This window comes from Paenarthrobacter sp. E2MeOHC11 (assembly GCF_058744955.1).
Genome location: NZ_CP196673.1, coordinates 318882 through 344798 on the forward strand (window position 1 = coordinate 318882; position 25917 = coordinate 344798).

The 25917-nt window shown below is 62.4% G+C and carries 21 protein-coding genes; 10 read left to right on the plus strand and 11 right to left on the minus strand.

Annotated features, from left to right (window positions below):
- Positions 1 to 9: 9 nt before the first annotated feature.
- Both argJ and argC read right to left on the minus strand, forming a co-directional pair.
- Positions 10 to 1176 (minus strand): bifunctional glutamate N-acetyltransferase/amino-acid acetyltransferase ArgJ, encoded by a 1167-nt coding sequence (gene argJ / locus ACSSVG_RS01445; RefSeq protein ID WP_231339207.1) that lies wholly within the window; start codon positions 1174 to 1176, stop codon positions 10 to 12.
- Positions 1173 to 2204 carry an N-acetyl-gamma-glutamyl-phosphate reductase gene (gene argC / locus ACSSVG_RS01450; protein ID WP_231339201.1) on the minus strand — a complete coding sequence of 344 codons (1032 nt, stop codon included), beginning with the start codon at positions 2202 to 2204 and terminating at the stop codon, positions 1173 to 1175. The genes argJ and argC overlap by 4 nt, the downstream gene beginning before the upstream one ends.
- Positions 2205 to 2371: 167 nt before the next feature.
- Here argC and ACSSVG_RS01455 point away from each other — a divergent pair, with 167 nt between their 5' ends.
- From ACSSVG_RS01455 to ACSSVG_RS01470, 4 genes are all read left to right on the plus strand, one after another.
- Positions 2372 to 3460, plus strand: a complete 1089-nt coding sequence (locus ACSSVG_RS01455) for a fatty acid desaturase family protein (protein WP_231339198.1) — start codon at positions 2372 to 2374, stop codon at positions 3458 to 3460.
- 86 nt (positions 3461 to 3546) lie between these two features.
- Positions 3547 to 4512: a quinone oxidoreductase family protein gene (locus ACSSVG_RS01460; protein WP_492416915.1), complete on the plus strand. Its 966-nt coding sequence runs from the start codon at positions 3547 to 3549 to the stop codon at positions 4510 to 4512.
- Between the two features lie 118 nt (positions 4513 to 4630).
- A complete protein-coding gene (locus tag ACSSVG_RS01465; RefSeq protein ID WP_492416917.1) occupies positions 4631 to 8587 on the plus strand; it encodes a Pls/PosA family non-ribosomal peptide synthetase in 3957 nt (1318 codons plus the stop codon).
- Between the two features lie 12 nt (positions 8588 to 8599).
- The gene (locus ACSSVG_RS01470) at positions 8600 to 9943 is read left to right on the plus strand and encodes a M1 family metallopeptidase (protein WP_492416919.1); all 1344 of its coding nucleotides are present in this window, start codon (positions 8600 to 8602) and stop codon (positions 9941 to 9943) included.
- Here the strand turns inward: ACSSVG_RS01470 and ACSSVG_RS01475 are convergent.
- Complete coding sequence (locus ACSSVG_RS01475; RefSeq protein ID WP_492416921.1) at positions 9940 to 10581, minus strand: 4'-phosphopantetheinyl transferase family protein; 642 nt, start codon at positions 10579 to 10581, stop codon at positions 9940 to 9942. The genes ACSSVG_RS01470 and ACSSVG_RS01475 overlap by 4 nt on opposite strands.
- A 660-nt stretch (positions 10582 to 11241) precedes the next feature.
- Between ACSSVG_RS01475 and ACSSVG_RS01480 the strand changes: the two genes are divergently transcribed.
- Both ACSSVG_RS01480 and ACSSVG_RS01485 read left to right on the plus strand, forming a co-directional pair.
- Positions 11242 to 11982: a matrixin family metalloprotease gene (locus ACSSVG_RS01480; RefSeq protein ID WP_231339192.1), complete on the plus strand. Its 741-nt coding sequence runs from the start codon at positions 11242 to 11244 to the stop codon at positions 11980 to 11982.
- Between the two features lie 87 nt (positions 11983 to 12069).
- Positions 12070 to 12801: a hypothetical protein gene (locus ACSSVG_RS01485; protein WP_253467659.1), complete on the plus strand. Its 732-nt coding sequence runs from the start codon at positions 12070 to 12072 to the stop codon at positions 12799 to 12801.
- 412 nt (positions 12802 to 13213) lie between these two features.
- Here ACSSVG_RS01485 and ACSSVG_RS01490 read toward each other — a convergent pair whose 3' ends face one another.
- From ACSSVG_RS01490 to ACSSVG_RS01505, 4 genes are all read right to left on the minus strand, one after another.
- Complete coding sequence (locus ACSSVG_RS01490) at positions 13214 to 14080, minus strand: trypsin-like serine peptidase (RefSeq protein WP_231339190.1); 867 nt, start codon at positions 14078 to 14080, stop codon at positions 13214 to 13216.
- Positions 14081 to 14263: 183 nt separating this feature from the next.
- On the minus strand, positions 14264 to 16807 hold the full coding sequence (pheT, locus tag ACSSVG_RS01495; RefSeq protein ID WP_492416923.1) for a phenylalanine--tRNA ligase subunit beta: 2544 nt from the start codon (positions 16805 to 16807) through the stop codon (positions 14264 to 14266).
- Positions 16808 to 16809: 2 nt separating this feature from the next.
- Positions 16810 to 17871 carry a phenylalanine--tRNA ligase subunit alpha gene (gene pheS, locus ACSSVG_RS01500; protein ID WP_159707253.1) on the minus strand — a complete coding sequence of 354 codons (1062 nt, stop codon included), beginning with the start codon at positions 17869 to 17871 and terminating at the stop codon, positions 16810 to 16812.
- A gap of 174 nt (positions 17872 to 18045) precedes the next feature.
- Positions 18046 to 18975 (minus strand): LppM family (lipo)protein, encoded by a 930-nt coding sequence (locus tag ACSSVG_RS01505; RefSeq protein ID WP_492416925.1) that lies wholly within the window; start codon positions 18973 to 18975, stop codon positions 18046 to 18048.
- Positions 18976 to 19078: 103 nt separating this feature from the next.
- Here ACSSVG_RS01505 and ACSSVG_RS01510 point away from each other — a divergent pair, with 103 nt between their 5' ends.
- Together ACSSVG_RS01510 and ACSSVG_RS01515 are read left to right on the plus strand one after the other, a co-directional pair.
- Positions 19079 to 19528 carry a hypothetical protein gene (locus tag ACSSVG_RS01510; protein WP_231339186.1) on the plus strand — a complete coding sequence of 150 codons (450 nt, stop codon included), beginning with the start codon at positions 19079 to 19081 and terminating at the stop codon, positions 19526 to 19528.
- On the plus strand, positions 19525 to 20154 hold the full coding sequence (locus ACSSVG_RS01515; protein ID WP_492416927.1) for an SIMPL domain-containing protein: 630 nt from the start codon (positions 19525 to 19527) through the stop codon (positions 20152 to 20154). Before ACSSVG_RS01510 ends, ACSSVG_RS01515 begins: the two co-directional genes overlap by 4 nt.
- Here ACSSVG_RS01515 and pcp read toward each other — a convergent pair.
- Positions 20151 to 20792, minus strand: coding sequence for a pyroglutamyl-peptidase I (pcp, locus tag ACSSVG_RS01520; protein ID WP_492416929.1), 642 nt, complete (start codon positions 20790 to 20792; stop codon positions 20151 to 20153). The genes ACSSVG_RS01515 and pcp overlap by 4 nt on opposite strands.
- A 92-nt stretch (positions 20793 to 20884) precedes the next feature.
- Between pcp and ACSSVG_RS01525 the strand changes: the two genes are divergently transcribed.
- Entirely contained in the window at positions 20885 to 21976 is a 1092-nt protein-coding gene (locus ACSSVG_RS01525) for an Rv2578c family radical SAM protein (RefSeq protein ID WP_492416931.1), read from the plus strand.
- Between the two features lie 105 nt (positions 21977 to 22081).
- Here ACSSVG_RS01525 and ACSSVG_RS01530 read toward each other — a convergent pair whose 3' ends face one another.
- Entirely contained in the window at positions 22082 to 22516 is a 435-nt protein-coding gene (locus tag ACSSVG_RS01530; protein WP_492416933.1) for a (deoxy)nucleoside triphosphate pyrophosphohydrolase, read from the minus strand.
- Positions 22517 to 22652: 136 nt separating this feature from the next.
- Between ACSSVG_RS01530 and ACSSVG_RS01535 the strand changes: the two genes are divergently transcribed.
- On the plus strand, positions 22653 to 23861 hold the full coding sequence (locus ACSSVG_RS01535; RefSeq protein WP_492416935.1) for an MFS transporter: 1209 nt from the start codon (positions 22653 to 22655) through the stop codon (positions 23859 to 23861).
- 93 nt (positions 23862 to 23954) lie between these two features.
- On the opposite strand, the gene ACSSVG_RS01540 is transcribed toward ACSSVG_RS01535, so the two are convergent.
- Positions 23955 to 24881 (minus strand): cation diffusion facilitator family transporter, encoded by a 927-nt coding sequence (locus ACSSVG_RS01540; RefSeq protein WP_253467646.1) that lies wholly within the window; start codon positions 24879 to 24881, stop codon positions 23955 to 23957.
- 100 nt (positions 24882 to 24981) lie between these two features.
- A complete protein-coding gene (locus tag ACSSVG_RS01545) occupies positions 24982 to 25893 on the minus strand; it encodes a TrmH family RNA methyltransferase (protein WP_231339180.1) in 912 nt (303 codons plus the stop codon).
- Between the last annotated feature and the right edge of the window lie 24 nt (positions 25894 to 25917).

Below are 25917 nucleotides of genomic sequence, written 5' to 3' on the forward strand. Positions count from 1 at the left end.
GTCATAAGCTCAGCTCGAGTAGGCGCTGTTCTCATGCACGTAGTCGTGCGTGAGGTCGTTGGTCCAGATGGTCGCCTCGGCGTCGCCGGCCTGAAGGTCGATTTCAACCAACACTTCGCGAGGCTCCAGGTCCACCAGGTTGCGGTCATCACCGATAGCGCCGTTGCGGCAGATCTGCACACCGTTCATGGCGACGTTGAGTTGGTCCGCCTCGAACACTGCATCAGTGGTTCCCACAGCTGAGAGCACGCGGCCCCAGTTGGGATCCTTACCGAAGATGGCAGCTTTGAAGAGGTTGGACCGGGCAACACTGCGGCTGACGATTTCGGCGTCGCGTTCGCTGGCTGCGTTGAAGGTACGGATCGCAATGTCGTGGCTGGCGCCCTCGGCGTCTCCGATCAACTTGCGAGCCAGTTCAGCACAGACCTGCGTCACGGCTGCGCCCAACTGCTCGGTGGACGGCAAGGCCTCAGAGGCTCCCGATGACAGCAGCACAACGGTGTCATTGGTGGACATGCAACCGTCAGAGTCTGCGCGGTCAAAGGTGACCCGGGTGGCGTCGCGAAGGACGACGTCGAGCTCATCTGCCGGCACCTGGGCATCCGTCGTCAGGACCACCAGCATGGTTGCCAGACCCGGCGCCAACATGCCGGCACCCTTGGCGATGCCTCCCACGGTGAACTGTTTTCCTTCGGCGTCCAAACCTGTGAAGACTGCTTCTTTGGACACACTGTCCGTGGTCATGATGGCGGTGGCGGCTGCCGAACCACCGTCCTCAGACAGTTCAGCGAAAGCGGCATCCACGCCCGGAAGGATCTTGTCCATCGGCAGCTGCTCGCCGATCAGGCCGGTGGAACAAACCACGACGTCGGAAGCTGAGACACCCAGCACTTCGGCCACTTTCTCAGCCGTGGCGTGCGTGTTCTGGAACCCTTGCGGCCCGGTGCAGGCGTTGGCGCCACCGGAGTTCAGGACCACTGCGTCTACACGGCCATCACTGACCACTTGGCGGGACCAATGAACCGGGGCAGCGGCTACCCGGTTGGAGGTGAAGACTGCGGCGGCGGCCTTGGACGGACCGTCGTTGACCACGAGGGCAAAATCCGGGTTGCCGGAGGCCTTGATGCCGGCCTTGATGCCTGCGGCGCGGAATCCCTTGGGTGCGGTAATGGTCACGGTGCAACTCCCTGCAGGTTCAGGCCGGCGGTTTCGTCCAGGCCGAGGGCAATGTTCATGGACTGCACGGCTCCGCCTGCGGTCCCCTTGGTGAGGTTGTCGATAGCGCAGGTCACGATCACGCGGCCCGTGTGCTGGTCGAAGGCCAACTGCATCACGGCGTGGTTGGAAGCCTGCACCGATTTGGTGGTGGGCCACTGGCCTTCTGGAAGAAGGTGCACGAACGGTTCGTCGTCGTAAGCATCTGCCCAGGCCTGGCGAAGCTCGGCTTCAGTGACGCCGTGGCCAACTTTCGCTGTGGCCGTGGTGAGGATGCCCCGGCTCATGGGAACCAGGGTAGGCGTGAAGGACACCGTCACCGGCTCGCCAGCAGCGTTGGACAGCCCTTGTTCGATTTCAGGAGTGTGGCGGTGTCCGCCACCTACGCCGTAGGGACTCATGGAACCCATGACTTCAGCCCCAATAAGGTTGACCTTGGCTGCTTTGCCGGCACCGGAGGTACCCGAGGCGGAGACAATCACGACGTCGTCCGTCAGGAGGAGGTTGTTGGCGAACCCGGGCGTCAAGGCCAGCAGGGCCGACGTCGGGTAGCAGCCGGGGACGGCGATGCGGGTGGCACCCTTGAGGGCCTCGCGCTGGCCTGGCAATTCCGGCAGGCCGTAAGGCCACGTTCCCGCGTGTGCCGAACCGTAGAACTTTTCCCACGCCGCGGCATCCTGGAGGCGGTGGTCCGCGCCGGCGTCGATGACTACCGTGCCTTCCGGCAGCTGGGCCGCGATCTCAGCGGAAGCTCCGTGCGGCAGGGCCAGGAACACGACATCGTGGCCGGACAGGTTTTCCACGGTGGTGTCTTCAAGAATCCTGCTGGCCAAACCATGGAGATGCGGCTGCAACTCCCCTAGTCTTGAACCGGCATTGCTGTGCGCAGTGATCGCACCGATGGTGACGTTCGGATGGCCCGCAAGCAAGCGCAGCACTTCTCCTCCGGCATAGCCGCTGGCACCGGAGACGGCAACAGAAATAGTCATAGCTCCACTGTACAGCAAGAATATTCATGCTGTCCGATATTTATGCATGCATTTGTGATGCGTCTCATTATTTAGACCATTGCGCGTATGCTTAGTGGAGGGTGATCCAGACCGTGCAGTCCGAACGTCGGCTGCAGCGTTGCCCGTTAGCGATACGGGGCACATTCATGTCACCCACGTCCACCGCTGAGCGCCCCAAAGCTCGCGCTATTCAACCCAATCCCGTCGTCCAAAGCTATTCAGAGCTCCTCAAGAGCGTTAAAGCCGCAGGACTCCTCGAACGCCGGAGCGGCTTCTACATCTGGGTCTTCGTGGCCCTGGCACTCCTCATGGCCGGCACTTGGCTCGGCTTCGCCTTGATCGGCGAATCCTGGTACCAACTCCTGATCGCCGCAGCTGTGGGCATTCTCTGCACACAACTGAGCTTCCTGGCGCACGAGGCCGGGCACAAGCAGATCTTCGCCTCACGCCGCGCCAACGACTGGTCAGCCCGCCTCCTGGCCACCGGCGTCGCCGGGATCAGCTACTCCTGGTGGGAGCAAAAGCATGGCGCCCACCACAACCACCCCAATGTCATTTCCAAAGACCCGGATATCCGGAACAACGCCCTGGTGTTCTACGAGGACGCGGCTGCCGAGCGCAAGGGACGCCTGGCGTTCCTCACCAAGAAGCAGGGCTGGTTCTTCTTCCCGCTCCTGACGCTGCTGGGCCTGAGCCTGCAGTTCGATTCGCTTCGCTTTGTCTTCGGCAAGCAGAAGGTACGCCACCGCTGGGTGGAGACGCCCATCCTCGTGGCAAGGCTCGCGGCTCTTCCAGTGCTCGCCTTCACCTTCCTCCCCATCGGAATGGCATTCGCGTTCCTTGGCGTGCAAATCATGGTCTATGGCTTCTACATGGGAGCCTCGTTCGCGCCCAATCACAAGGGCATGCCGGTCCTCCCCAAGGACAGCCGTGTTGACTTCCTCAACCGCCAGATCCTGACCTCGCGCAATATCTCCGGTGGCATCTTCATGGACTTCCTCCTCGGTGGGCTCAACCGTCAGGTGGAGCACCACTTGTTCCCGGACATGGCCCGCCCCCATTTGTACAAGGCCACGAAAATCGTGCGTGAATTCTGCGCCAAGCACTCAATCCCCTACACGGAAACGACGCTGATGCAGTCCTACGGGATCGTGGTCAGCTACCTCAACGAAGTGGGCCTCGCCGCCGGACGCGGCTTCGACTGCCCGGTGGCGTCGACGCACGGACGCTTCTAGGCGTTCGACACGGGAGGCCCCAACCTCCCTAGGATGGAATCTGAAACCGGGCACCGGAAACCACCGCCCCGGAGTGAGGAGCCACCATGACGCACGCCATCGTTGCACGGCAGCCCGGAGGACCTGACGTCCTTGAGTATGCATCCGTGGAACCACCAACACCTGGCCCCGGCCAGCTGCTGATCAAGGTCGCAGCTGCCGGGGTCAACTTCATTGAGACTTATCAACGCAGCGGGGCCTACAAGGTGGAATACCCCTTCACCCCGGGCGCCGAAGCAGCCGGCACCGTCGAGGCCGTTGGCGACGGGGTGGAGGACATTTCCGTTGGCGATCGGATTGCCACCGCCGAGGGGTCCCGGACCTACGCCGAGTACGCCATCGTGGACGCAAGCAAGGCACTCCCGGTTCCCGCCGGCGTCGACGATCACACAGCCGCAGCCTTGCCGCTGCAGGGAATTACAGCCCACTATCTGATGAACTCCTCCTTCCGCGTGGAGCCCGGCCACACCGTTCTGCTTCACGCAGGCGCAGGTGGCGTTGGTCTGCTGTTGACGCAACTACTGAAGGCCCGCGGAGCCCGTGTGATCACCACCGTGTCCTCGGACGAAAAAGCCCAACTGTCCACCCTGGCCGGCGCCGACGAGGTACTCCGCTACGACGGATTTGCTGACAAGGTCCGCGAACTTACCGACGGTGACGGCGTCAACGTGGTGTACGACGGCGTCGGCAAGGACACCTTTGACGATTCCCTGAAGAGCCTGCGCATCCGTGGCGCCATGGTGCTCTTCGGCGCAGCCTCCGGACCGGTGCCACCCTTCGATCCCCAGCGCCTGAACGCCGCGGGTTCCCTCACTCTCACCAGGCCCACGATGGCCCATTTCGTGCAAAACACCCACGAGCGCCGCTGGCGCTCAGCGGAGATTTTCGACGCCGCCGCCAACGGCACTCTCGCTGTCAGGGTCGGAGCGACGTACCCCCTGGCAGAGGCAGCCCAGGCCCACCGGGACTTGGAAGGCCGCCTCACCACGGGCAAAGTCCTGCTGGTGCCGTAGCAGCCATGCCCGGCTCCCCAACATCCGGCGACCTTCAGGCGAACAGCAACGCAACAAAATGTGAAGTACAGGAAACGTCCGACACCTTTTGTTCACCTTTCTGCGAAAAGCTGGGCCCGTGAGCACAGAACATCCCGTGGGGGCCGGGCAGACGCCTGCCTTGACCACCCACCGCCCCCAGTTGCCGGGCGGCGCCGCAGCACCCGCCGAGCGGACCCTCGTAGACATCCTGGAAGAGACCAGCGCCTCATTCCCCGAGGCTTCGGCGTTGGATGATGGCCACAAGTCCTTGAGCTACACCGAACTGCTCAAGGCTGTCCGTAAGTTTGCGGCGACGTTGAACGCCGCAGGCCTGGGCCGCGGTGACAAAATCGGCGTACGCATCCCGTCCGGGACCAACGAGCTCTACATTGCCATCCTGGGCATCCTCATGGCCGGGGCGGCCTATGTTCCGGTGGATGCCGACGATCCCGACGAGCGGGCGCGCCTGGTGTTCGGCGAAGCCAACGTTGGCGCTGTCATCGGTGCGGGCCTGGACGTCAAACCATTCGGTGCAGCACGGGAGCCTGTTTCCACCCCCACCAAGCCCGGGCTGGATGATGACTCCTGGATCATCTTCACTTCCGGATCTACCGGGACTCCCAAGGGCGTTGCCGTCAAACACCGCTCCTCTGCGGCATTTGTTGATGCAGAAGCCCGGATCTTCCTCCAGGCTGAACCCATCGGCCCCCAGGACCGTGTTTTGGCAGGCCTCTCGGTGGCCTTCGATGCTTCCTGCGAAGAAATGTGGCTGGCCTGGCGCCATGGTGCCTGTCTGGTCCCGGCACCACGATCGTTGGTTCGAACCGGTATGGACCTCGGGCCTTGGTTGATCAACCACGGCATCACTGTGGTGTCCACCGTGCCCACCCTTGCTGCCCTATGGCCGGCCGAGGCATTGGAAAACGTCCGCCTGCTGATCTTCGGCGGCGAAGCATGCCCGCCCGAATTGGCCGAGCGGCTCGCCGTGGACGGTCGCGAAGTGTGGAACACGTACGGACCCACGGAGGCCACTGTCGTGGCCTGCGCCGCTCCGCTGGGCGGACCCGGCCCCGTGCGGATCGGGCTGCCGCTGGACGGCTGGGACCTCGCCGTCGTCGATTCGCAAGGGGTTCCGGTCGCCGAAGGCGGGATCGGCGAACTGATCATCGGCGGTGTGGGGCTGGCCCGCTACCTCGATCCGGCCAAGGATGCCGAGAAGTACGCGTCCATGACAACCCTCGGATGGGACCGCGCCTACCGCTCGGGTGACCTGGTGCGCTTCGAAGCCGAAGGCCTGATTTTCATGGGCCGCGCCGACGAACAGGTCAAACTCGGTGGACGCCGGATCGAACTGGGCGAGGTGGATGCGGCACTGCAGTCTTTGCCTGGTGTCGCCGGCGCAACAGCGGCCGTGCAGACCACAGCCGCCGGCAACCAGATCCTTGTTGGATACCTGGCCCCCGTTGACGGCCATGACTTGTCCATGGACGAGGCCCGCCGTCTGCTGGGCGAGAGCCTCCCGGCAGCCTTGATTCCGTTGCTGACCGTCGTGGATTCGCTCCCCACCAAGACCAGCGGAAAAGTGGACCGCCATGCCTTGCCCTGGCCATTGGCCGGTGCCGGCGCAACCGAGGCCGGGAACGCCCCGCTGAACCTGCCCGATGACGCCCGTTGGGTGGTGGAGCAATGGGAGTCCGTGCTGGGGAGCCCTGTGAGCTCCCTCGACGCCGATTTCTTCGCTTACGGCGGCGGATCCTTGGCGGCGGCCCAACTCGTTTCTGCCCTTCGTGTCCGTTACCCCACCATCACCGTGGCGGACATCTATGCCACGCCGCGCGTCGGCGCCTTGATCGATACCGCCCGGCAATCACTCCCCGACGGCGGCGCGCCGGGTCCGGCTGCTGAGCGGACCGTCCGTCCTACGGCCTTGAAGTCGCAGATCTTCCAAGTCCTGATGGGCGTGCCCTTGCACATCCTGGTGGGCATGCGCTGGCTCACCTACCTCATGGCCGCCAACAGGCTGCTGGCAGACTTCGCCGGCTTTGCCGCCGCACCCGTCGTCTCGTGGTGGTGGATCGCGGCGTCATGGCTGATTTTCGTCAGTCCCCTCGGCCGGATGGCGATCTCAGTGGTTGCAGCCAAGGTGCTGCTGGGCAGGATCCAACCCGGCACCTACCCGCGTTCAGGGAAGACCCATCTGCGACTGTGGCTGGCCGAACAAATACAAGACCTGTCGGGCGCCATCGGCCTGGCCAGCGCGCCTTTCGTCCCTTACTACGCACGGGCCCTCGGGGCCAAGATCGGCAAGGACGTCCACCTGCACTCGCTTCCCCCGGTCACCGGTCTCCTGTCCTTGGGCAGCGGAGCGAACATCGAGCCCGAAGTGGACCTTTCGGGCTGGTGGGTTGACGGTGACTCCGTCCACATCGGCCAGATCCATGTGGGAGCCGGTGCAGTCGTCGGTGCTCGAAGCACGTTGATGCCGGGGGCCACCATCGGCGCGGGTGCCCACGTCGATGCAGGATCGGCAGTACTGGGCAAAGTGAAAGCAGGACACCTTGTGGCCGGCTCCCCTGCTGAGCGCCGCGGAAAAGCCAAGCACGAATGGCCGGAAACAATCACCAGGCGGCCAGTGGTTGACCGGCTCTGGTTCTCCGCCTTTGCCAGCGCTTCGGCTTTGCTGGCCCTGATCCCCTACATCTCCGCATTCGCGGGCGCCCTGGTGGTCCTGGCGTTCATCCAGGGACACGAATCCCTGGAAACTGCGCTTCCGCAGATTGCGCTGGCCGTCCCGCTTGCCGCCTTGGTGTGGTTCTTCGGCAACCTGGTACTCATCCTGGTCGTGGCCCGCCTCCTCGGTTTGGGCCTCAAGGAGGGCTACTACCGGGTTCGCAGCCGAATCGGTTGGCAGGTTTGGGCCACCGAACGCCTCCTGGACATGGCACGGGACCTGCTCTTCCCTGTCTATGCCAGTCTGTTCACGCCCATGTGGCTGCGCCTCCTCGGAGCCAAGGTTGGCAAGAACGTAGAGGCCTCCACGGTGCTGCTCGTTCCCAAGATGACCACCATCGGCGACGGGGCTTTCCTGGCCGACGACACCATGGTGGCCTCCTACGAGCTCGGTGGCGGTTGGATGAAGATCGGCCCGGCCAAGATCGGAAAACGCTCTTTCCTGGGCAACTCGGGCATGACAGCGGCGGGACGCAACGTTCCCAAGAACTCCCTCGTCGCCGTGCTGTCCGCCACCCCCGCCAAGGCAAAATCCGGAACCTCGTGGCTTGGTAGCCCGCCGGTCAGGTTGCGCCGCACCGCCGTCGACGCGGACCAAACCCGAACCTTCCGGCCGCCCCTCAAACTCAAGGTTGCACGGGCTTTGTGGGAACTGTGCCGCTTGGTGCCGGTCATCCTCACCGTCACCATCGCCGTCTGGGTGATGTTGGTCCTGGACTGGATTGCGCGAGGGTGGGGCTACTGGATTGCGGCGGTGCTTGGTGGCGTGGTGATGCTGGCAGCAGGAGCAGTAGCAGCGCTCAGCGCCATTGTTGCCAAATGGGTCCTGGTGGGAACCATCCGTTCAGGCGAACACCCCCTATGGAGCTCGTTCATTTGGCGCAATGAGGTAGTGGACACCTTTATCGAGATGGTCAGCGCCCCGTGGTTCGCCCGCTCTGCCGCCGGTACTCCCGCTCTCGTGTGGTGGTTGCGCGGTCTCGGCGCCAAGATCGGCCGCGGAACGTGGTGCGAAAGCTATTGGCTGCCCGAAGCCGACCTCGTGACCCTCGGCGAGAACTCCACCGTCAACCGCGGCTGCGTAGTGCAAACGCACCTGTTCCACGACCGTGTGATGAGCCTGGACACCGTGACGCTGGGTAACGGAGCCACCATGGGTCCGCACGGCGTCATCCTCCCCGCAGCCAGCATCGGCAACGGCGGAACTGTTGGGCCGGCGTCGTTGGTCATGCGCGGTGAGACAGTCCCGGCCGGAACGTACTGGATGGGTAACCCGGTGAGCCCGTGGGTGGGCCCGTCTGCACAAGCGCCGCGCCTCAAGTAGATTGGACGGATCATGACCGTACCAATCCCCACCCCCATGACCGAAGCCGACCCCTACACGTTGGACCACGGCAGCACCAGCTACCGCGTGGACCGGTACGAGTTGGACCTCGACGTCAGGCTGGGCAGCAACAGGCTGGTCGGCAGGGCGGTCCTGCGATGCACAGCCTTGGAACCTCTGGCGCAGGTTGTCCTTGACTTGGTGGGCCTGCGGGCCAGCAAAGTTCAACTGGACGGCAAGAAGCTCCAGAAGTTCAGCCACAGGGCAGAACACCTGGTTCTCACTCCGGCGTCCCCGTTGAAGCCTGGCCAGCAGTTCTCGCTTGAGATCCGCTACGACGGCAACCCCCAGCCCCGCCGCGGCCTCTGGGGCGATGTCGGTTGGGAAGAATTGAACGACGGCGTATTGGTCGCCGGCCAGCCCAACGGCGCGGCCTCATGGTTCCCCTGCAATGACCATCCCCGCTACAAGTCCAGCTTCCTCATCTCCGTCACCACAGACGACAACTACCGTCCTGTGTGCAATGGCACGTTGGTGTCCCACTCCCGCAAGTCGAGCCGTGAGACGTGGGTTTACGAACAGGCTGAACCCATGGCCACCTACCTCGCTACGGTGCAGATCGGCCGCTACGCCAAGGTTCCCCTGCACGTGGACGACACCCATCACCGGGTGCCGCAGTTCGTCGCGGTCACCCCCGAAATGGCGGTGGATGCTCTTCAAGGCCTGCGACGCCAGCCGGATATGATGCGGACCTTCGAGGACTGCTTCGGCCCCTACCCGTTCACCGACTACACATCGGTTGTCACGGAGGACGAGTTGGAAATCCCCCTGGAAGCCCAGACCGTCTCCATCTTTGGCCGAAACCATATGCGCGACTCCTGGGATTCCCAGCGCCTGATCGCCCACGAACTGTCCCACCAGTGGTTTGGGAACTCGCTGACCGTGAGCAGCTGGAAAGATATCTGGCTCCACGAAGGTTTCGCCTGCTACGCGGAGTGGCTGTGGTCCGAAGAATCCCGGACCATGACTGTTGCTGCGCGGGCAACGGCTGCATGGAAGAGGCTCGACGCCGGGCCGCAGGATCTGCTGGTGGGCGATCCCGGCCCGGAGCTGATGTTCGATGACCGTGTCTACAAGCGCGGTGCGCTGGCCGTTCATGCGGTGCGAATGGCAGCTGGGGACGAGGCCTTCTTTGGTTTCCTTCAGCACTGGACGGCCACCAACCGGCACAGCTCGGTGTCCACGGACGCGTTCATTGAGGCGGCGGATTCGTTCATTCCAGGCTTTGATGCTGCGTCGATTCTCCGGCCATGGCTCTACGAGGCTGCGCTTCCGCCGCTGCCTTCAGCGCGCTAGCCAACGGCCAGAGCGGCGACTAATCCTTCAGGCAGCTCCGCATCGGTGACATCCCGCAGGCCGGGCAGGTCCAACACGTCCAGCTCAGCCGGGTTACGCCGCAGGCCCTCGCCGGTCATCTTCAGCCATGCTTCCTTACGCGCCCAGAGCCGGGCGCGCTGCATGGCTCGATCCTGCACCGGGATGGAGACCAGGAATTCCTTCTCGGCTGCGGTCAAGGCGACGTCGTCGAAGCCGTCGAAGCCAACCCGGCTGACCACTTCAAGGTCCACACCCAGCCGCAGACCCTCCGCTGGACGTACGACGCCGGCCAACAGCAGCCAGCCCGACGCCCGGGACGCGCTGAGCGACAGTGGCGCGGGACCGCCGTCGAGCAGGAAACCGGGGCGGCCGTGATCCTGGCCGGGGCCGCACTGCGGGCAGTGATAGTCGGGGACGAGCCGGGCAGGATCCACGTAGAGCAGCGAGGCGGCGAAGTGCTGCAAGGCCACGCGGCCAGCGACGAATTCTTCACGGTCCTTGGCACTGGTGAAACGGAGTGCGCGTTCCTGGGCAGGTTCCCCGAGCTTTTTGAGGTCGATGCCCGCACCAGGCACATCATCGAGCCTGCGCAGATCAATCACTGGGCTTTGCATCATGCCCCCTCTCACGGCTATGTTCCCAGCGACATGTTGCAACAGCTATGGGTGGATTTTCCCCGTCAGCCAGGCTTCAAACGACTCTGCCATCTCCCCGTGTCTATGCCCAAATCGGGCTCCCTCACGAAACGTTGCAGGGCATTCTGCGACGAGGAATTCGAAATGCCGAACACGTGCGATGCCCAGCCTTCGGAACCAGCGACCCGACGACCTGCTGAACAATCAGCAGCCTTCCGTGCTAGTCATCTCCCCTGAGCGATCGCTCATGCAGGCGCCGTCATAAATTCCCGGACATGCTCGATCGTTAGCCCTAAAGCCGGCCCTGGTCATACTCATCGCGATTTTGCTTAAGTGACATCGAACCTAGAATCGTGACGCGAGAATAGGAATGTTTCTGCACTATCTATTTTGAGTCTTAAAACACCCCTTGATTTATATGCCTTTTTGAAGTTTCCGTTTGAATCTGGACTTTATTCCTGACAAGGAGGTTCGCCTCCTGTACTCTGCAGCTAAACGAAACTAAATGGGCTGGTTGGCTCTACATTCTCAGCCTAAAAGATGAAGCGACTATCTTCCGGAGCTTGTAGCTTCGGATTGCATAAGGGATGACCCTTGTGCGCAACATGGAACAATGATGTTCTAAATGTACAGGGGGACCCGATGATGAAAAACCGCCCTACCGCTGCCAATAAAGATTCCCAATACGATCTTGGCCAAATGCACCAAATCCCGCAGAATCTCAATCAAAAGTCACGCTTAGCCCTGGATGAACTTTTCCACTTAGGCAAATTGGAATTCACCCGAAGATTTGTAAGAGCTGGAAATTCCTTGCTGGCAATTTTGGTCGTAATGATCATGATCATGCTGCCGGCCACCAGCGCCCACGCAGCAACACCAACATTCGGCCACCGCTATCAAAACGGTGTTGGCAACGTCACGGCGTGGCTCAACTACTCCTCCGGAGTCGGCAATTGGGAACACCTCATCAAAGGTGCAGCAAATAACTGGATGTATCCCGGGTGGAGTAATCCCATCTACATCAGCTTCGTCGGTAGCAATATTGGCTCCACCATGGACTTTCATCAACACAATGATGCCTACTTTGGTGGAGGTATGAACGTCTTAGCCTGGACCTCCTTTTTCTCCGCCACCGGCGGCACAATCTACCCCGAGTCGTCCAATTGGACGTATGCAGAGGTACACATAAACAACTCCGTGTATAGCTTGGCCAGCACCAGCAACGAATCAGCTCTCGGGACTACCATCCACGAAATGGGTCACGCTTTCGGACTTGCCCACTACAACAACATTCCTTTCAGCATCATGTGCCAGACAGCCTATGGACGTGTCGCCCAACGAGTGACAGGGGTAGATAACGATGCCATCAACATCCTGTACTGATTCCACTCCAGGACCAATGCTTCGCCCCTGGCGGGCCAGCAGCTCACGCCTCTCCAGCTACAGAATGCAAGGGGGAACACCTACACCATGAACAAACTAAAAGCACCCATCATGATCCTGGCAGTGCTGCTGCTAGGTAACCTGCCGGCATGCGCAGCGGGCATGCCCAACTCCACAAACACGGAGTCCGGTCAGCTCGGTCAGCAGTCGGTTCCACAAAGCTCCAACGACGCCTATGCCAATATTCCAGCCGACCAGATTCGACTTGCCGGGACCGATGTTGATTTTATTTGGGAACCAACGGACCCCCTCTACGGGTTCAACAAGTATCCTATCGTCGCGCGAATTCACGTCGAGTCAATCAGCGGTGGACGTACATTCAGCCCCATCACCAATCAGTATGTGTTTCCTCAGACCGTGGGGAAAATGACTGTCCGAGAGGCCTACAAGGGCGACATTGTCCCGGGCGCGCAGGTGAACTATTCGCGGGTTGGCGGAACTGTAACTTACGACGAATACTGGAACAGTCTCAACAAGGCCCAGCAGGAAAAGATCCTGAAACTAAACGGCGGCACGAAGCCTACCGATGCAAAGTTCATCAGGGCAAAGATCACCGACGACGTCGACGTCGAGGCCGGTAAAGAGTATGTCGCCCTACTCATGCCACAAACGGGCCAGGATGGCCAATTGTCAGAATATTCAGTGCAGGGTTACCAGTACGGGCTCAGGGAGGTTAGAGGCAACGGCGCCCAAACCACCGTACTGAACAACGAAACCCATGAATGGGAGCGCCTCGACAGTTTCGTGAAACTTCCGTAGGTGAGGAGGCTGTCGAAGGCCGTTCTTCCATAAAGAGATACCCTCAGACACACAAAGGCTGGGGGTATCTCCATTGCCGTAGCCCCAACGAGCAGTCAATCCTGTCCGTGGCTACGCTGACGAATGCAGTGCCAGCGCCGCCGGCCTTGTATGCTTCACTCCGTCGTTCTCTGTTGCGGGCCAACCTTTATGGATTCCCTGTCTGGGCTTTATGCAGGGCCCTCAGGAACGGCTCCCCCAGTAACTTCCAATCCTCCTCGGACGCTTTCTCGTCGGCGATGTACTCCAGGCATTCATCCACCTCTGTAACTTTCGCCCCAGCAAGCTGCAGCCTTGGCAAACTTTGACAAGTGTTCCCCGCAGCCCTGAAGACGCTGTGGGGAACACTTGTTGGTGGGTTAACTCAACTGGGCTACTTCACCGACGTCAGGTAGTTCGCCAGCGTGGGTGTGATGCGGGTACCCGAGTTGGAGCTGCCGCCGTTGGTGTGGATGGCCATGATGGTGTTGGAGCTGTTGTAGACGGGGGCACCACTCTGGCCACCATAGGTATCCATCTTGTAGTAGACCTTCTCGGTGGTGGTGCTCTCAATGGGGCCGGTCATGGACCACATGGTGCCGAACGCTTTGTCCCCCGGGTAGCCGCGCACCGTTGTGCTGGTGCCATTCAGGCTGGCGGTGGTACCGGTGTAGTTAAGCCAGCCCGTGGTGTTGCCGATGGTGCAGTCGAGTTTGATGACGCCCCAGTCGGCGTTGGTGTTCGCCGAGTCGATCCAGCGCTGGTCCGTCAGGAGTTGTGTGGCGCCGCACGTACCGTAGGGATCGGTTGATCCATTGCGCCCCGGCGCCACTTTGACGCCCCAGGAGTAGTCAGCTGTCGATCCCGTGCCACCCTCATGCACGCAGTGCCCGGCAGTCAGCACGGTGTCATCGGAAATCAGGGCACCGGAGCAGATGTAGCCGCCGTTGAACTCAATCTGCACGATGGAGCGGTTGGGTGCAGCGGTGGTGTTAGTGATGCGGACGCGACCATCCGCACCGATGACTGAGTCCGTGGAGGCGCCGCCGTTCTTGGACGGTGCGGCAATCGTGTATCTGTCTGCCAATGCTGACGCGGCGGAACCGGACGTCTGCGACGGGTCCACTGTGTGCGATACAGGTTGGACCTCGGCGGAGGCTACTTGCGGCGTCGGCTCTGACGCTGTTGCGGCTCCACCAAGCGAGGACGTCAAAGCCATAACTGCAGCCCCGACAAGCAAAGCAACGTTCTGCTTCTTCATGGGTACCTTTCAAGGGACGGCTCTCAATGAACCGTGCGAGGGATGTGATACACATGCTTCACATGTGCATGACAAAACTGTCATACACATGTGAATAGTCTGTCAAGATGCTGGGAGCTCAATCTCAATAAAAAGAAAATCCCCGGAACCATCAGGTCCCGGGGATTTACTCGAACAGGGCGCTTAGCGCTGGACTGCTCCGAAGCGCTCGGCCGCAACAGCAACAGCTGCGGCACGGGCTTCAGAAGCCTCATCCGCCGTCAGCGTGCGGTCGTCAGCACGGAAGCGAAGGCCGAACGCCAATGACTTCTTGCCTTCGTCGATGCCGGGACCCGCGTAGACATCGAACAACGCGACGTCTTCGAGGAGTTCGCCGGCACCTTCACGCAGTGCCGAGAGGACCTGGTCTGCCGGCACATCCTGCGGGACAACCAAGGCAACGTCCTGCGTCGCTACGGGGAATCCGGAGATGTGCTTGGCCACGATCACGTCAGCGGCAGCTTCGAACAGTGCCTCCACGTTGACCTCAAGTGCCACGGAGCGTGCCGGCATGTCGTGCGCAGCCAGGAGCTTGGGGTGAAGCTCTCCGGCGTAGCCGACGACATCGCCGTTGCGCAGCGCGAGTTGCGCTGCACGACCAGGGTGGAACGCTTGGTGGCTGCCCTGGCTGACAACCAGCTCAACACCCAGGACGTCGGCCATCAGACGGGCAACATCCAAAGCGTCTGCCCAGTCCCAGGCCCGCGGCGCGTGCGTCGCTGCGGCCGGTGAATCATGTCCGGTCAGAACAGCGGCGATGTGCAGCGGCTGGTGCGGGACGCCGTCGTACAGTGCGTCAAGAACCTCATCCGAGGGCTTCACGCCAAGCGGCGGAATGGAATCCGTGCCCAGCGTCTCGCCCGGAAGGAAGACCGAGCCGGCCTCATATAGTGCCAGGTCACGGAAACCGCGCGAGTGGTTGCGGCGGGCGACCTCGATCAGGCCCGGCAGGATGGACGTGCGGAGGAATCCTTGTTCCTCGCTGATGGGGTTGGCCAGCTTCAACGCCGGCCGGGCCGCACCTTCAGCGGCCACACCGAAGGTGTCGTTGGCTGCCTTGGAGACGAACGGGTAGGACAGCACCTCGGTGAGCCCCGCATCCGCCAGAGCTTGGACGACGCGGCGCTTCTGCTGCTGGTTGCGGCTCAAGCCACGGCCCGGAGGGGCCACCGGAAGAGTCGAGGGGATGTTGTCGTAACCGACGAGGCGCGCGATTTCCTCGGACAGGTCTTCCTTGGTTTCGAGGTCATTGCGCCAGCTGGGAGCCGTGACCCTGTAACCGGCGGCGGTTTTTTCAACCACAGCGCCAAGGTCCCCAAGGGAAGTGGTGATCTGCTCTTCGGTGAAATCGATGCCGATACGGGCTGCGGCGAACTCTGCCGGCAGGTCAATGGTGACGGCGTCAGGAGCGGTTCCGACGTCGGTTCCGGCCTCATCTGCAGTGCCACCGGCGAGCTCCACCAAGAGGTCCACGACGCGCTGGGCAGCAATGTTGGCTACGTGCCAGTCCACCCCGCGCTCGAAGCGCTTGGATGCCTCGGATGGCAGCTTGTGACGACGGCGCGAGCGGGCAATCGACACTTCATCGAAGTGCGCGGCTTCCACCAGGATGTTCGTGGTGGCGTCGGACACCTCAGTGTGCGCACCGCCCATCACCCCGGCGATGCCGATAGCGCCGGAGTCATCGGTGATCAGCAGGTCCTCGACGTCGAGCGTGCGCTCTTTGTCATCAAGGGTGGTGATCTTCTCCCCCGCCACTGCACGGCGTACCACGATGTCGCCCGCGAGCTTGTCGAGGTCGTAGCAGTGGTTCGGCTGGCCGAGCTCAAGCATCACGTAGTTGGAGATGTCCACGGGCAGCGAGATGGAGCGAACGCCGGCCAGGCGAAGGCGGGCTGACATCCACGGCGGCGTGGGACGTGAAGCATCCACGCCCCGGACCGTGCGGGCCACGAAACGGTCGCAGCCTGGCTTGCCGTAGATGGGGGCGTCGTCGTTGAGCTTGACGCCGTAGCCGCCGTGAAGGGAGTCCGGCGCGTTGACCTTCGACGCCGGATCCACGAACGAGGTTCCGGTGGCGTGGGCGTACTCGCGGGCTACACCGCGGATGGAGAACGCGTACCCGCGGTCCGGCGTGACGTTGATTTCGGCTGCCTGGTCATAGAGACCCAGGAGCTCCATCGCGTCAGTGCCGATCTCCGGGTCCAGGCCGATGCGGGACAGGACAAGGATGCCATCGTGGTCATCGCCGATGCCCAGTTCACGGACCGAAGCGATCATGCCCGCGGAAAGGTGACCGTAGGTCTTGCGCGCCGAGATCTGGAAGTTACCGGGCAGGACAGCTCCCGGCAGGGTGACAACCACTTTGTCACCCTCAACAAAATTGTGGGCACCGCAGATGATGCCCTGCACGCCTGAAGGATCAATGCCCTCGCCTGTGAGCATCTGCTCCTGGCCTTCAGGGACCACGCGGACCTGGCACCAGTTGATGGTCTTGCCGTTGGTCTGCGGTTCCTTGACCAGGCTCAGAACCTGGCCCACCACAACAGGACCCGTCAATTCGTCCGTGGGACGGTGGACATCTTCTTCTTCAAAGCCAACCTTGACCAGGTCAGCCATGACGTCTTCGGCCGTTGCATCGGCCGGTACCTGCGCGAATTCACGCAGCCAGGAAAGTGGGATACGCACTGTTAGATCTCCATCCCGAAGTGCTCGCTGAAACGTACGTCGCCTTCGATCATGTCGCGCATATCGCCGACCTCGTTGCGGAACATGAGCGTGCGCTCAATACCCATACCGAAGGCAAAACCTGAATAGATGTCCGGATCGATACCGGCTGCCCGGAGGACGTTGGGGTTGACCATGCCGCAGCCGCCCCACTCGATCCAGCGCGGACCACCCTTGGCACCGGGGTGCCAGATGTCCAGTTCGGCGGAAGGCTCCGTGAACGGGAAGTAGTTGGGGCGCAGGCGGATGGAGGCTTCGTCGCCGAACATCTGCCGGGCGAAGTGCTCCAGCGTGCCGCGGAGATCCGCCATGCTCAGGTCCTTGTCGATCGCCAGTCCCTCGAACTGGTGGAAGACAGGCGTGTGCGTGGCATCGAGTTCATCGGTGCGGAACACCTTGCCTGGGCACAGCACATAGATGGGAACTTCACGTTCCAGCATGGAGCGGACCTGCACGGGCGAGGTGTGGGTACGCATGAGCAGGTGCGCCTCGGGGGGCTCCACGAAGAATGTGTCCTGCATTTCGCGGGCCGGGTGGTCCGGCTTGAAGTTCAAAGCATCGAAGTTGAACCACTCGGACTCAACTTCGGGCCCTTCGGCAATTTCCCAGCCCATGCCAACAAAGATGTCCGAAACCCGGTCCTGCAAAGTCGACAGCGGGTGGCGGGCGCCTGCACGGCGACGACGCGGCGCGGCCGTCACATCCACGGTTTCTTCCACCAGGATACGGGCGTCATTCTCGGCCTCGAGGACCTCGGTGCGGGCTGCGAGCGCCTGGTTGACGCGGCCACGGGAGGATCCCATGAGCTTGCCGGCCGCAGCCTTGTGTTCCTTGGCGAGCCCACCGATTTCACGGTTGGCCAGGCTCAGCGGCGACTTCTCGCCGGTGTGGGCGAGGCGGACAGCCTTGAGTTCTTCGAGGGAGGATGCAGCCGAAATTGCGGCAATGGCGTCCTCGACGGCGGCGTTGATGGCGGCTTCATCCAGCGGATTCGGGATGGCAGCGCCTGGCAAAGTGTCAGTCATCTACTGTTCTTAGCTACGAGTTGGGAGCGGCCGGCAAGGCAGGCCTGCAAAACGAAAGGGCAGTGCTCGCCGCGGACGGCAGGCACTACTCTTCAGTCTAGTTGAACGTCACGGACGGGATTTAACCCACCGGAACACGTCCCGCTATGCGAAACTTTCGACGGCGGCAATCCCCTAGGCGCCCGACGGCGGTGCGGTGGGCGGCGGCGGCGACTGGCCGTCGTCGTGGTTCTGAACGGGCTGCTGGGGCGGATGCGGCCCTTGCGCTGGCGGCGCGCCCGGCGTGTAACCCTGCCCGGCCCAATCTTGCCGGGGTGCCTGGGAGGGCGGCTGGGGGTAGGAATCCTGTTGAACTGGATGCTGGTAAGTTTCCTGCCCCGGTTGGGGTGCATTGCTCTGCTGTCCATACGGTGCTGCGCCGGCGAGCGCCGGTTGCGCGGACTTCCTGCGCAACAGCACGAACAGCAGCACTAATGCTGCTGCGATGACCAGCAAAGCCACCAGCGTCCAGATGATCCACATCGGCACGCCCGCGTTGGCTTCAGCTTTGGCCTGGACCACCGTCTCGTTAATGGAGAGCATGTCGAACGTTGCCGTGTTGCCATCGACGGTGGCGCCCTTTGCCTCCACTACCTTGCCCGGGAACGTGAACTTGACGGAGGCTTCGTCAAACATGGACTTGGCCATGCTGGAAGCCTGGGGGTCGCTGCTGTCGGCGCCGGTCACTCCGCCCATGGAGAGGACATAGAAGTCCCCTTCCTTCTTCAGCTCGAAGGGGTTCTCCGAACTGGAAGACTCAGCGAGCTTGGACGGGTCAAGGTTGGCCGCGGTGATCCGCTTGCCTTTGTATTTTTCGTCTTCGTAGTCCACCACCGTGGCACCGTCGGGGATATCCATCTGCTGGCTGCCACTGCCATTGGACTCCATGAACTCGTCGAAGGACTTCTCGCCCAGCACGGATTTCTGGATGGCGTAGACAACCTCGTAGTCCACGCTCTTTTCATTGTTGACCTTCACGGACATGTTGAGCTTGACGCAACCGGTCAGTGCAACCATCACCGCAAGCAGGACACCGACGACGCCCAAGGCGCGTTTCGCGTTCATTGATCCTCTTCCCCCATATTCATTCCCCTGCACCGGCGGGTGCCCGATCAGCGTATCCTCGCCGCCCGCGCCGTGCCATAGGCGAGGGGTCTAGCATTGCTTCATGACTCCCGCGCAACGCCTACGGCAGGTCGCAAACGTCCTGAACCTGTCCACGCTGCTGGGGCTCGGTGTCGCCACCGCCGCCCGGACTACGGTGTCCCGAGGGCCCCGCGGACTTCTGATCGCCGCCGGGTACGACTGGAAACTCCCCCACGCAGGAGCTTTCACGCTGGGGAACGTCGTCATCTACCGCGCACCCCACGGGGTAGCTGGCAGCAACGCTGTACTGCTGGGGCACGAGGAACGCCACAGCACCCAATACGCGTACTGCCTGGGCTTGCCGTTCCTTGCCCTCTATGGAGTCGCCGCCGGCTGGTCAATGCTCCGCAGCGGCAATCCGGCGTCGGGCAACTTCTTTGAGCGCCAGGCAGGGCTCGCGGCAGGCGGATACATTGACATTGACCACCATCGGCGGGACCGACCTGCCGGCAACGGAATCGAGGCCTCATGAAACGAACCATCACTGTTACCGGGACCGCGAGCGCCAAGGCTGTTCCGGACCTGGTCACGTTGATGCTCGGCGTGGAGACGCGCCGGGACACAGCAGCGAAAGCCTACGACGACGCCGGAAAGGCGGCCGGCGCTGTCGCTGCCAGTCTGCGATTGGCAGGCGTCACCGACGTCGACCTGAGGACCAGCGGCCTGAACCTGCGCGCCGATCTGGTCTGGGTGGAAGGGCAGGGCCAAAAGGTGACGGCCTATGTGGCCTCGACCACCCTGCACGTGGGAATTCGTTCGCATGCGGATGCTCCAGCGGCTATAGCGGCCGCAGTTGCGGCCGGTGGAGACGACATCAGGATCAACAGCATCGAGCAAGGCTTCGCCGATGCAACGCAGGTCACGGCCCAGGCGCAGGAAGGGGCGTGGCAGGACGCCCTTGCGCGTGCCGAACAGTACGCATCACTGGCCTCTGCGCGGTTGGGGCAGGTGAAGTCCATTTCCCAGGAGCCTGTGCATGGCACCCCCATCCCCCTGGGCGGGATGGTCAGGGCGTCCTTCTCCGCTGAAGCCCAGCCCGTTGAGGCAGGAGAGTCCTCCGTATCGGCCAGCGTCACGGTGGAATGGGAACTTCTCTAGTGGATGGCGCCGGCACTCAATTTAGCGTCAGCCTGGGTCCGTAGGGCTGTCCGGACGACGACGGCGAGACCCTCCGCCATGGATTCCAACGGCATGGATGGCGTGTCACCTTCCGTTGACACCTGCTCTGGCAGGCACGGAACATGCACGAACCCGCCGCGAACCGATGGCCGTGACGCGAGGAAATGCATCAAGGCGTAGAAGATGTGGTTGCACACGTACGTTCCGGCAGACTGCGAGACCTCGGCCTTGATTCCCGCGATCCGGAGGTCCCGCAGTGCAGCCTTAATGGGCAGTGTCGCGAAGTACGCTACCGGGCCGCCGGGGACCACTTCCTCATCAACAGGTTTCCGGCCTTTGTTGTCGGGGATCCGCGCGTCATCGATGTTGATGGCCACACGTTCCAGGGATATCCGTGAACGGCCGCCGGCCCAGCCTGCACAGATCACAAGGTCCGGGTTGAAGGTGCCTATGGCCTGCCCAAGGGTAACTGCCGACTCACCAAAGACGCACGGCAACTCCAGGGCTTCGACGTCGAGGCCTTCGGCCCTAAGGATGTCCCGTGCACGGCGCACGGCGAGCCAGGAAGGATTGATGTCCTCATTCCCGAACGGTTCAAAGCCAGTCAGCAGGATCATGGGCCCAACCTTAGCAACGCCCGACTGCACGCTTCGGCAATCTCCCCATGGGGTCCTTGACAATCATTCGAACATACATTCGAATGGAGTTCATGAGATGGGACGCACAAGCACTTTCACCAACGCGTGGACCGGCGTCCGGAACCAGCAGCAATCCGGCTCCCGGCCCTGCCCCGGCCGTGGACGCCCTGTTGCCGCTGTCCGGGCTTGTGCGTTCCATCTCGACACCCGAATTCTCCGGAGTCACCTTCCATGAGGTCACCGCAAAGTCAGTGCTCAACAAGGTGCCTTCGGGCTCCACCATGCCTTTCGAATGGACCGTAAATCCGTACCGCGGATGCAGCCATGCCTGCGTCTACTGCTTCGCCCGCAAGAGCCACACGTACTTGGAGTTCGACGCCGGGCGGGACTTCGACTCGCAAGTGGTGGTCAAGATCAACGCAGCCGAAGTGCTCCGCAAGGAACTTGCCAAACCGTCCTGGGAACGGCATCAGGTGGCGCTGGGAACCAACACAGACCCGTACCAACGGGCCGAGGGCCGCTACGCGCTCATGCCCGGAATCATCCAGGCACTGGCCGATTCCGGTACCCCGTTCTCCATCCTGACCAAGGGGACCCTTCTGGCCCGGGACATTCCCCTGCTCAAGCACGCTGCGACCATGGTCCCTGTGGACCTCGGAATCTCGCTGGCCATGACCAATGAGGATCTTGCCGAACTGGTCGAACCCGGCACCCCTTCTCCGAGGGCCCGGCTCAAACTCATCTCCCGGCTCCGGGATGCCGGCCTCGGCTGCGGCGTCATGGCGATGCCCATCCTGCCGTGGCTGACAGACTCGGATGAGGCCCTTGATTCGTTGTTCAGCGAACTTGCGAAAGCCGGCGCTACGGGCGTCACGGCCGGCGCACTGTACCTCAAGCCAGGGACGCGGGAGTGGTACATGCAGTGGCTGGCAACCCAGCACCCCGAACTCGTGGGCAAGTACCGCCGCCTCTACGGCCAAGGCTCCTACGTCTCCAAGGAATACAGCACCTGGCTGACCAGCCGTATCAGTCACTTCAAAGCGAAGTACGGCTACACCAGGACCTCAGGATTCAGCCACCGCAATGCCCGCCCTGCCCAGGCATCCGCAGCCACCCCTGCGGTCGGCAGTGCTCCCCTGCCCGGACAGCAGCCGCTCTTCTGAGGGCCGCGGCCGCGCAGAGTCGACCCGGACAAGACGAACCCGGACAAGACGAACCCGGACAAGACGAACCCGGACAAGACAGGGCAGCACTTGCCTGCTCCGCTCTTAGGCTGGCGCGACTACCCGTTCCAACAAGGCCCGGACAATCGGGAAGTCCGCCGGAATCCAGGGAAGGCTGAGAGCTTCATCACTGGCCAATACTGAGACCCACCGCAGTTCGTCGTGATCTTCCAACGGAGCGGGCTCGCCAGCGGTGGTTTCGGCGAACCAAACACGCATGGCTGCACGGTCGTTAAGGACCCACCCGCCCGGGTGGCCAGACTCCAACTCAGGCCCCAGCCGAACCTCTATACCCAGTTCTTCTGCGAGTTCGCGGTGCAGGGCCGCCTCCGCAGTCTCCCCGGCTTCCACCTTGCCGCCAGGGAATTCCCACATACCGGCAAATTGGGGCGGTGCTGAGCGGCGCGCAGCCAAAAGGCGAGTGGGGGCTTCAAGGGAGTCGACAACAGCAGCGCCAACGACATTTATCAATGCAGTCACCGGACCAGTCTATTGGCGCCCGGAATGATGGGCATCGTCACACTGCGACGCCAATGACGAGCCGCGGGACTAAACTTGTTATCGGATTTTTCTCCGCATTCCCCAAGCTCACAAGGCACCCTCAAGAAGCAGGCTTATGACTACCACCGTGTCCCCACCCGCCACCGCCACAACAGGAAAGCGCCACCTTGGCCTGGCCATCCTGGCGTTGGCCATGGGTGGGTTTGCCATTGGTACCACCGAGTTCGCCATGATGGGGCTGCTGAAGGAAATCGAGGACGGGCTCGGCATCAGCACCCCCGAGGCCGGAAACCTCATCTCGGCCTACGCCCTCGGCGTGGTCATCGGCGCGCCGATCTTCGCCGCTTTCGGGGCGAAGCTCCCCAAGAAGCACCTTGCGTTGGGTCTCATGCTGTTCCTCTCGCTGGCCAACCTGACATCCTTCATCGCCCCCGACTACGGCTTCATGCTGCTCTCCCGCTTCGCATCGGGCCTTCCGCACGGAGCCTTCTTCGGGGTAGCAGCCGTGATCGCGGCCGGCCTTGTGGCCCCAACCAAGCGGGGTTGGGCGATCTCCATGGTGATGGCAGGACTGACCGTCTCCAACGTCATTGGCGTGCCCTTGGCCACCTGGGTTGGGCAGACATTCGGGTGGCGGCTGCTCTTCATCATTGTCGGCGCCATCGGGCTGCTGACCGTTGCCATGGTGTGGAAGTTCGTTCCCTTCCAAGCGGCCCACCCCGATGCCAGCATCCGGCGGGAACTCGGAGCGCTTAAGCGTCTTCAAGTATGGCTTGCCTTGCTGATCGGCATCATCGGATTCGGCGGGTTCTTTGCCGTCTACACCTACATCGCCCACACCATGACGTCCGTGGCGGGTATTCCCGAAAGCCTCATCCCTGCAGTGGTGGCCCTCTACGGACTCGGCATGGTGGTGGGCAACATCATCGGCGGGCGCATCGCCGACAAATCCGTCATGGGCACCATCTACTGGGTCATGCCGGGAATCGCCGTCGCCCTGGTGGTCTACGCCATAGCTGCGCATTGGGCCTGGGCGGCTTTCATCATGGCCTTCGTTGTTGGAGGAGTCGGATCGATGCTGACCCCTGCGTTGCAAACCCGCCTCTTGGACGCTGCCCCGGGTGCCGCCTCCTTGGCGTCTTCACTGAACCACTCAGCCCTGAACATCGCCAACGCCCTCGGCGCCTTCCTCGGTGGCACTGTCATCGCCTGGGGCTGGGGTTACGTGGCGCCTGCCCTCGTGGGCGCGGTGCTGGCCATCCTGGGCCTTGGAGTGGCCCTGTTGAGCGGCCTGCTGGAACGCAAACGACCACTTGCCACCTGATAAGGACATCAGCAGCGACTCGAACCAAGCGTTAACGCAGATGGGCTCCGCGAAAGCGGAGCCCATCTGCGTTAACTCTGTAAAGCGGTCAGCCTAAACCTGCGGGGCCTGGACCCGTTCGATGTCCGGTTCGAGGTAGATGACCCGCGCTATCGGAACAGCTGCCCGGATCCTCTGCTCGGCGTCGTCGATTCCCTTGGCGATCTCCTCGCCCGTTTCGGACGCCTCCATTGAGATCTTCGCAGCCACCAGCAGCTCCTCCGGCCCAAGGTGCAGGGTCTTGAGGTGGATGATCCGGGTGCCGTCGGCCTCCAAGGCGGTGGTGATGCTCTGGACATCCTCCTTGGTGGCGGACTCCCCCAGCAGCAACGACTTGGTTTCCAGGGCAAGAACCACAGCGATGGCAACCAGCAGGAGGCCGATCATGGCTGTACCGAGGGCATCCCACACGCCGTCGCCGGTGATAAGAGTCATGCTGACGCCGAAGAGGGCGAACACCAGGCCGAGGAGCGCACCAAAGTCTTCCAGGAGGATCACCGGAAGTTCGGGCTGCTTGGCGTTACGGATGAACTTTACCCATGACTGCTGGCCACGGACATGGTTCGACTCGATGATCGCCGTGCGGAACGAGAAGGACTCGGCAATAATGGCGCCGACCAGGACCGCCAGTGGGACCCACCAGAAGGCACCTTCAATGCCGTGCGGGTGCTGGAACTTTTCCCAGGCCTCGTACAGCGCGAACAGGCCACCGACGCTGAACAGCACGATCGAGACGATGAACGCGTAGATATACCGCTCGCGGCCATAGCCGAACGGGTGCTCCGGGCTGGCGGCGCGCTTGGCGCGTTTGCCGCCTACCAGCAGCAGGATCTGGTTGCCGGAGTCGGCCACCGAGTGGATGGCTTCAGCAAGCATGGACGATGACGCCGTCAGGAAGAATGCAATGAACTTCAATACAGCGATGGTCAAATTCGCGGCGAGGGCCGCCACAATCGCTTTGGTACCGCCACCTGCAGCCACGAAAGCTTCACCTCTTCGGGTTTGGGAAAGTATGGAATGGGCCAAGAAGAGTCGTCATCGTCTGATCTTGCAAGCAATACCGTACCCGGCGGCGCGCTGTTTACGCATTCCCCACTCTGGCGCCCTGCTGGGAACGTGCACTGGCGTAGAGGCACACAGTGGCCGCCGTGCCCAGATTCAGGCTCTCAGCCGCTCCGTAGACCGGAACAGCGACACGATGATCAGCAAGTGACAGTTCGGCGTCGGACAACCCCTGGGCCTCATTGCCGAACAGCCACACTGTGGGCGCCTCCAGCGCGTACTCAGAGGCCACGGAATCATTCCCGAGCCTACGGGCAGCATTCTCGTCCTGGAGCCTGTCCAGGTTGACCGTCCCATAACCGTCCGCGGCCAGAACGCCGATACCGCGCTGCCTGCAGCGCTCCACCAAGTCCTCAACGTCGGCACCAAGTACTACCGGGAGGTGGAAGAGGGACCCAGCGGTCGAACGAACCGCCTTCGGGTTGTAGATGTCTACGCTCGAGCCGGTCAAGACCACGGCATCGGCTCCGGCAGCGTCAGCTGCGCGCAGGACGGTGCCGGCGTTGCCGGGGTCCCGCACCTGGCACATGACCGCGATCAAGCGCGGAGCGGCGTCGAGCACTGATTCCAGGCTCACGTCCACAAAACTGCACACGGCCACAATCCCCTGCGGATTGACCGTGTCCGCCATGGCGGCCAGCACTTCGTCGCTGGCCAGACGGAGCGGCGTTCCCTGCGCGAGGTCGGCAAGTTCGGGAAGACGGTCAAGGCAAGCTTCGCTGGCAAAGACTTCATGCACGACGGCGGGACCACCCGCCGCGGTGCGCTCACGGTGCAGGCTCAACGCCTCGCGCACCGCCTGCGGACCCTCCGCCAGGAAGCGTCCGCGCTTTAAACGCGCCGGGCGCCCGGCAAGCTTGGCGACGTCCCTCACCCGATCAGCTCGGGGGTTGGTCATCGGAAAGTCTTGCGGGCGCCCGGTTTCGTTCATATAAAGAACTTTAGTGGCAGTTGC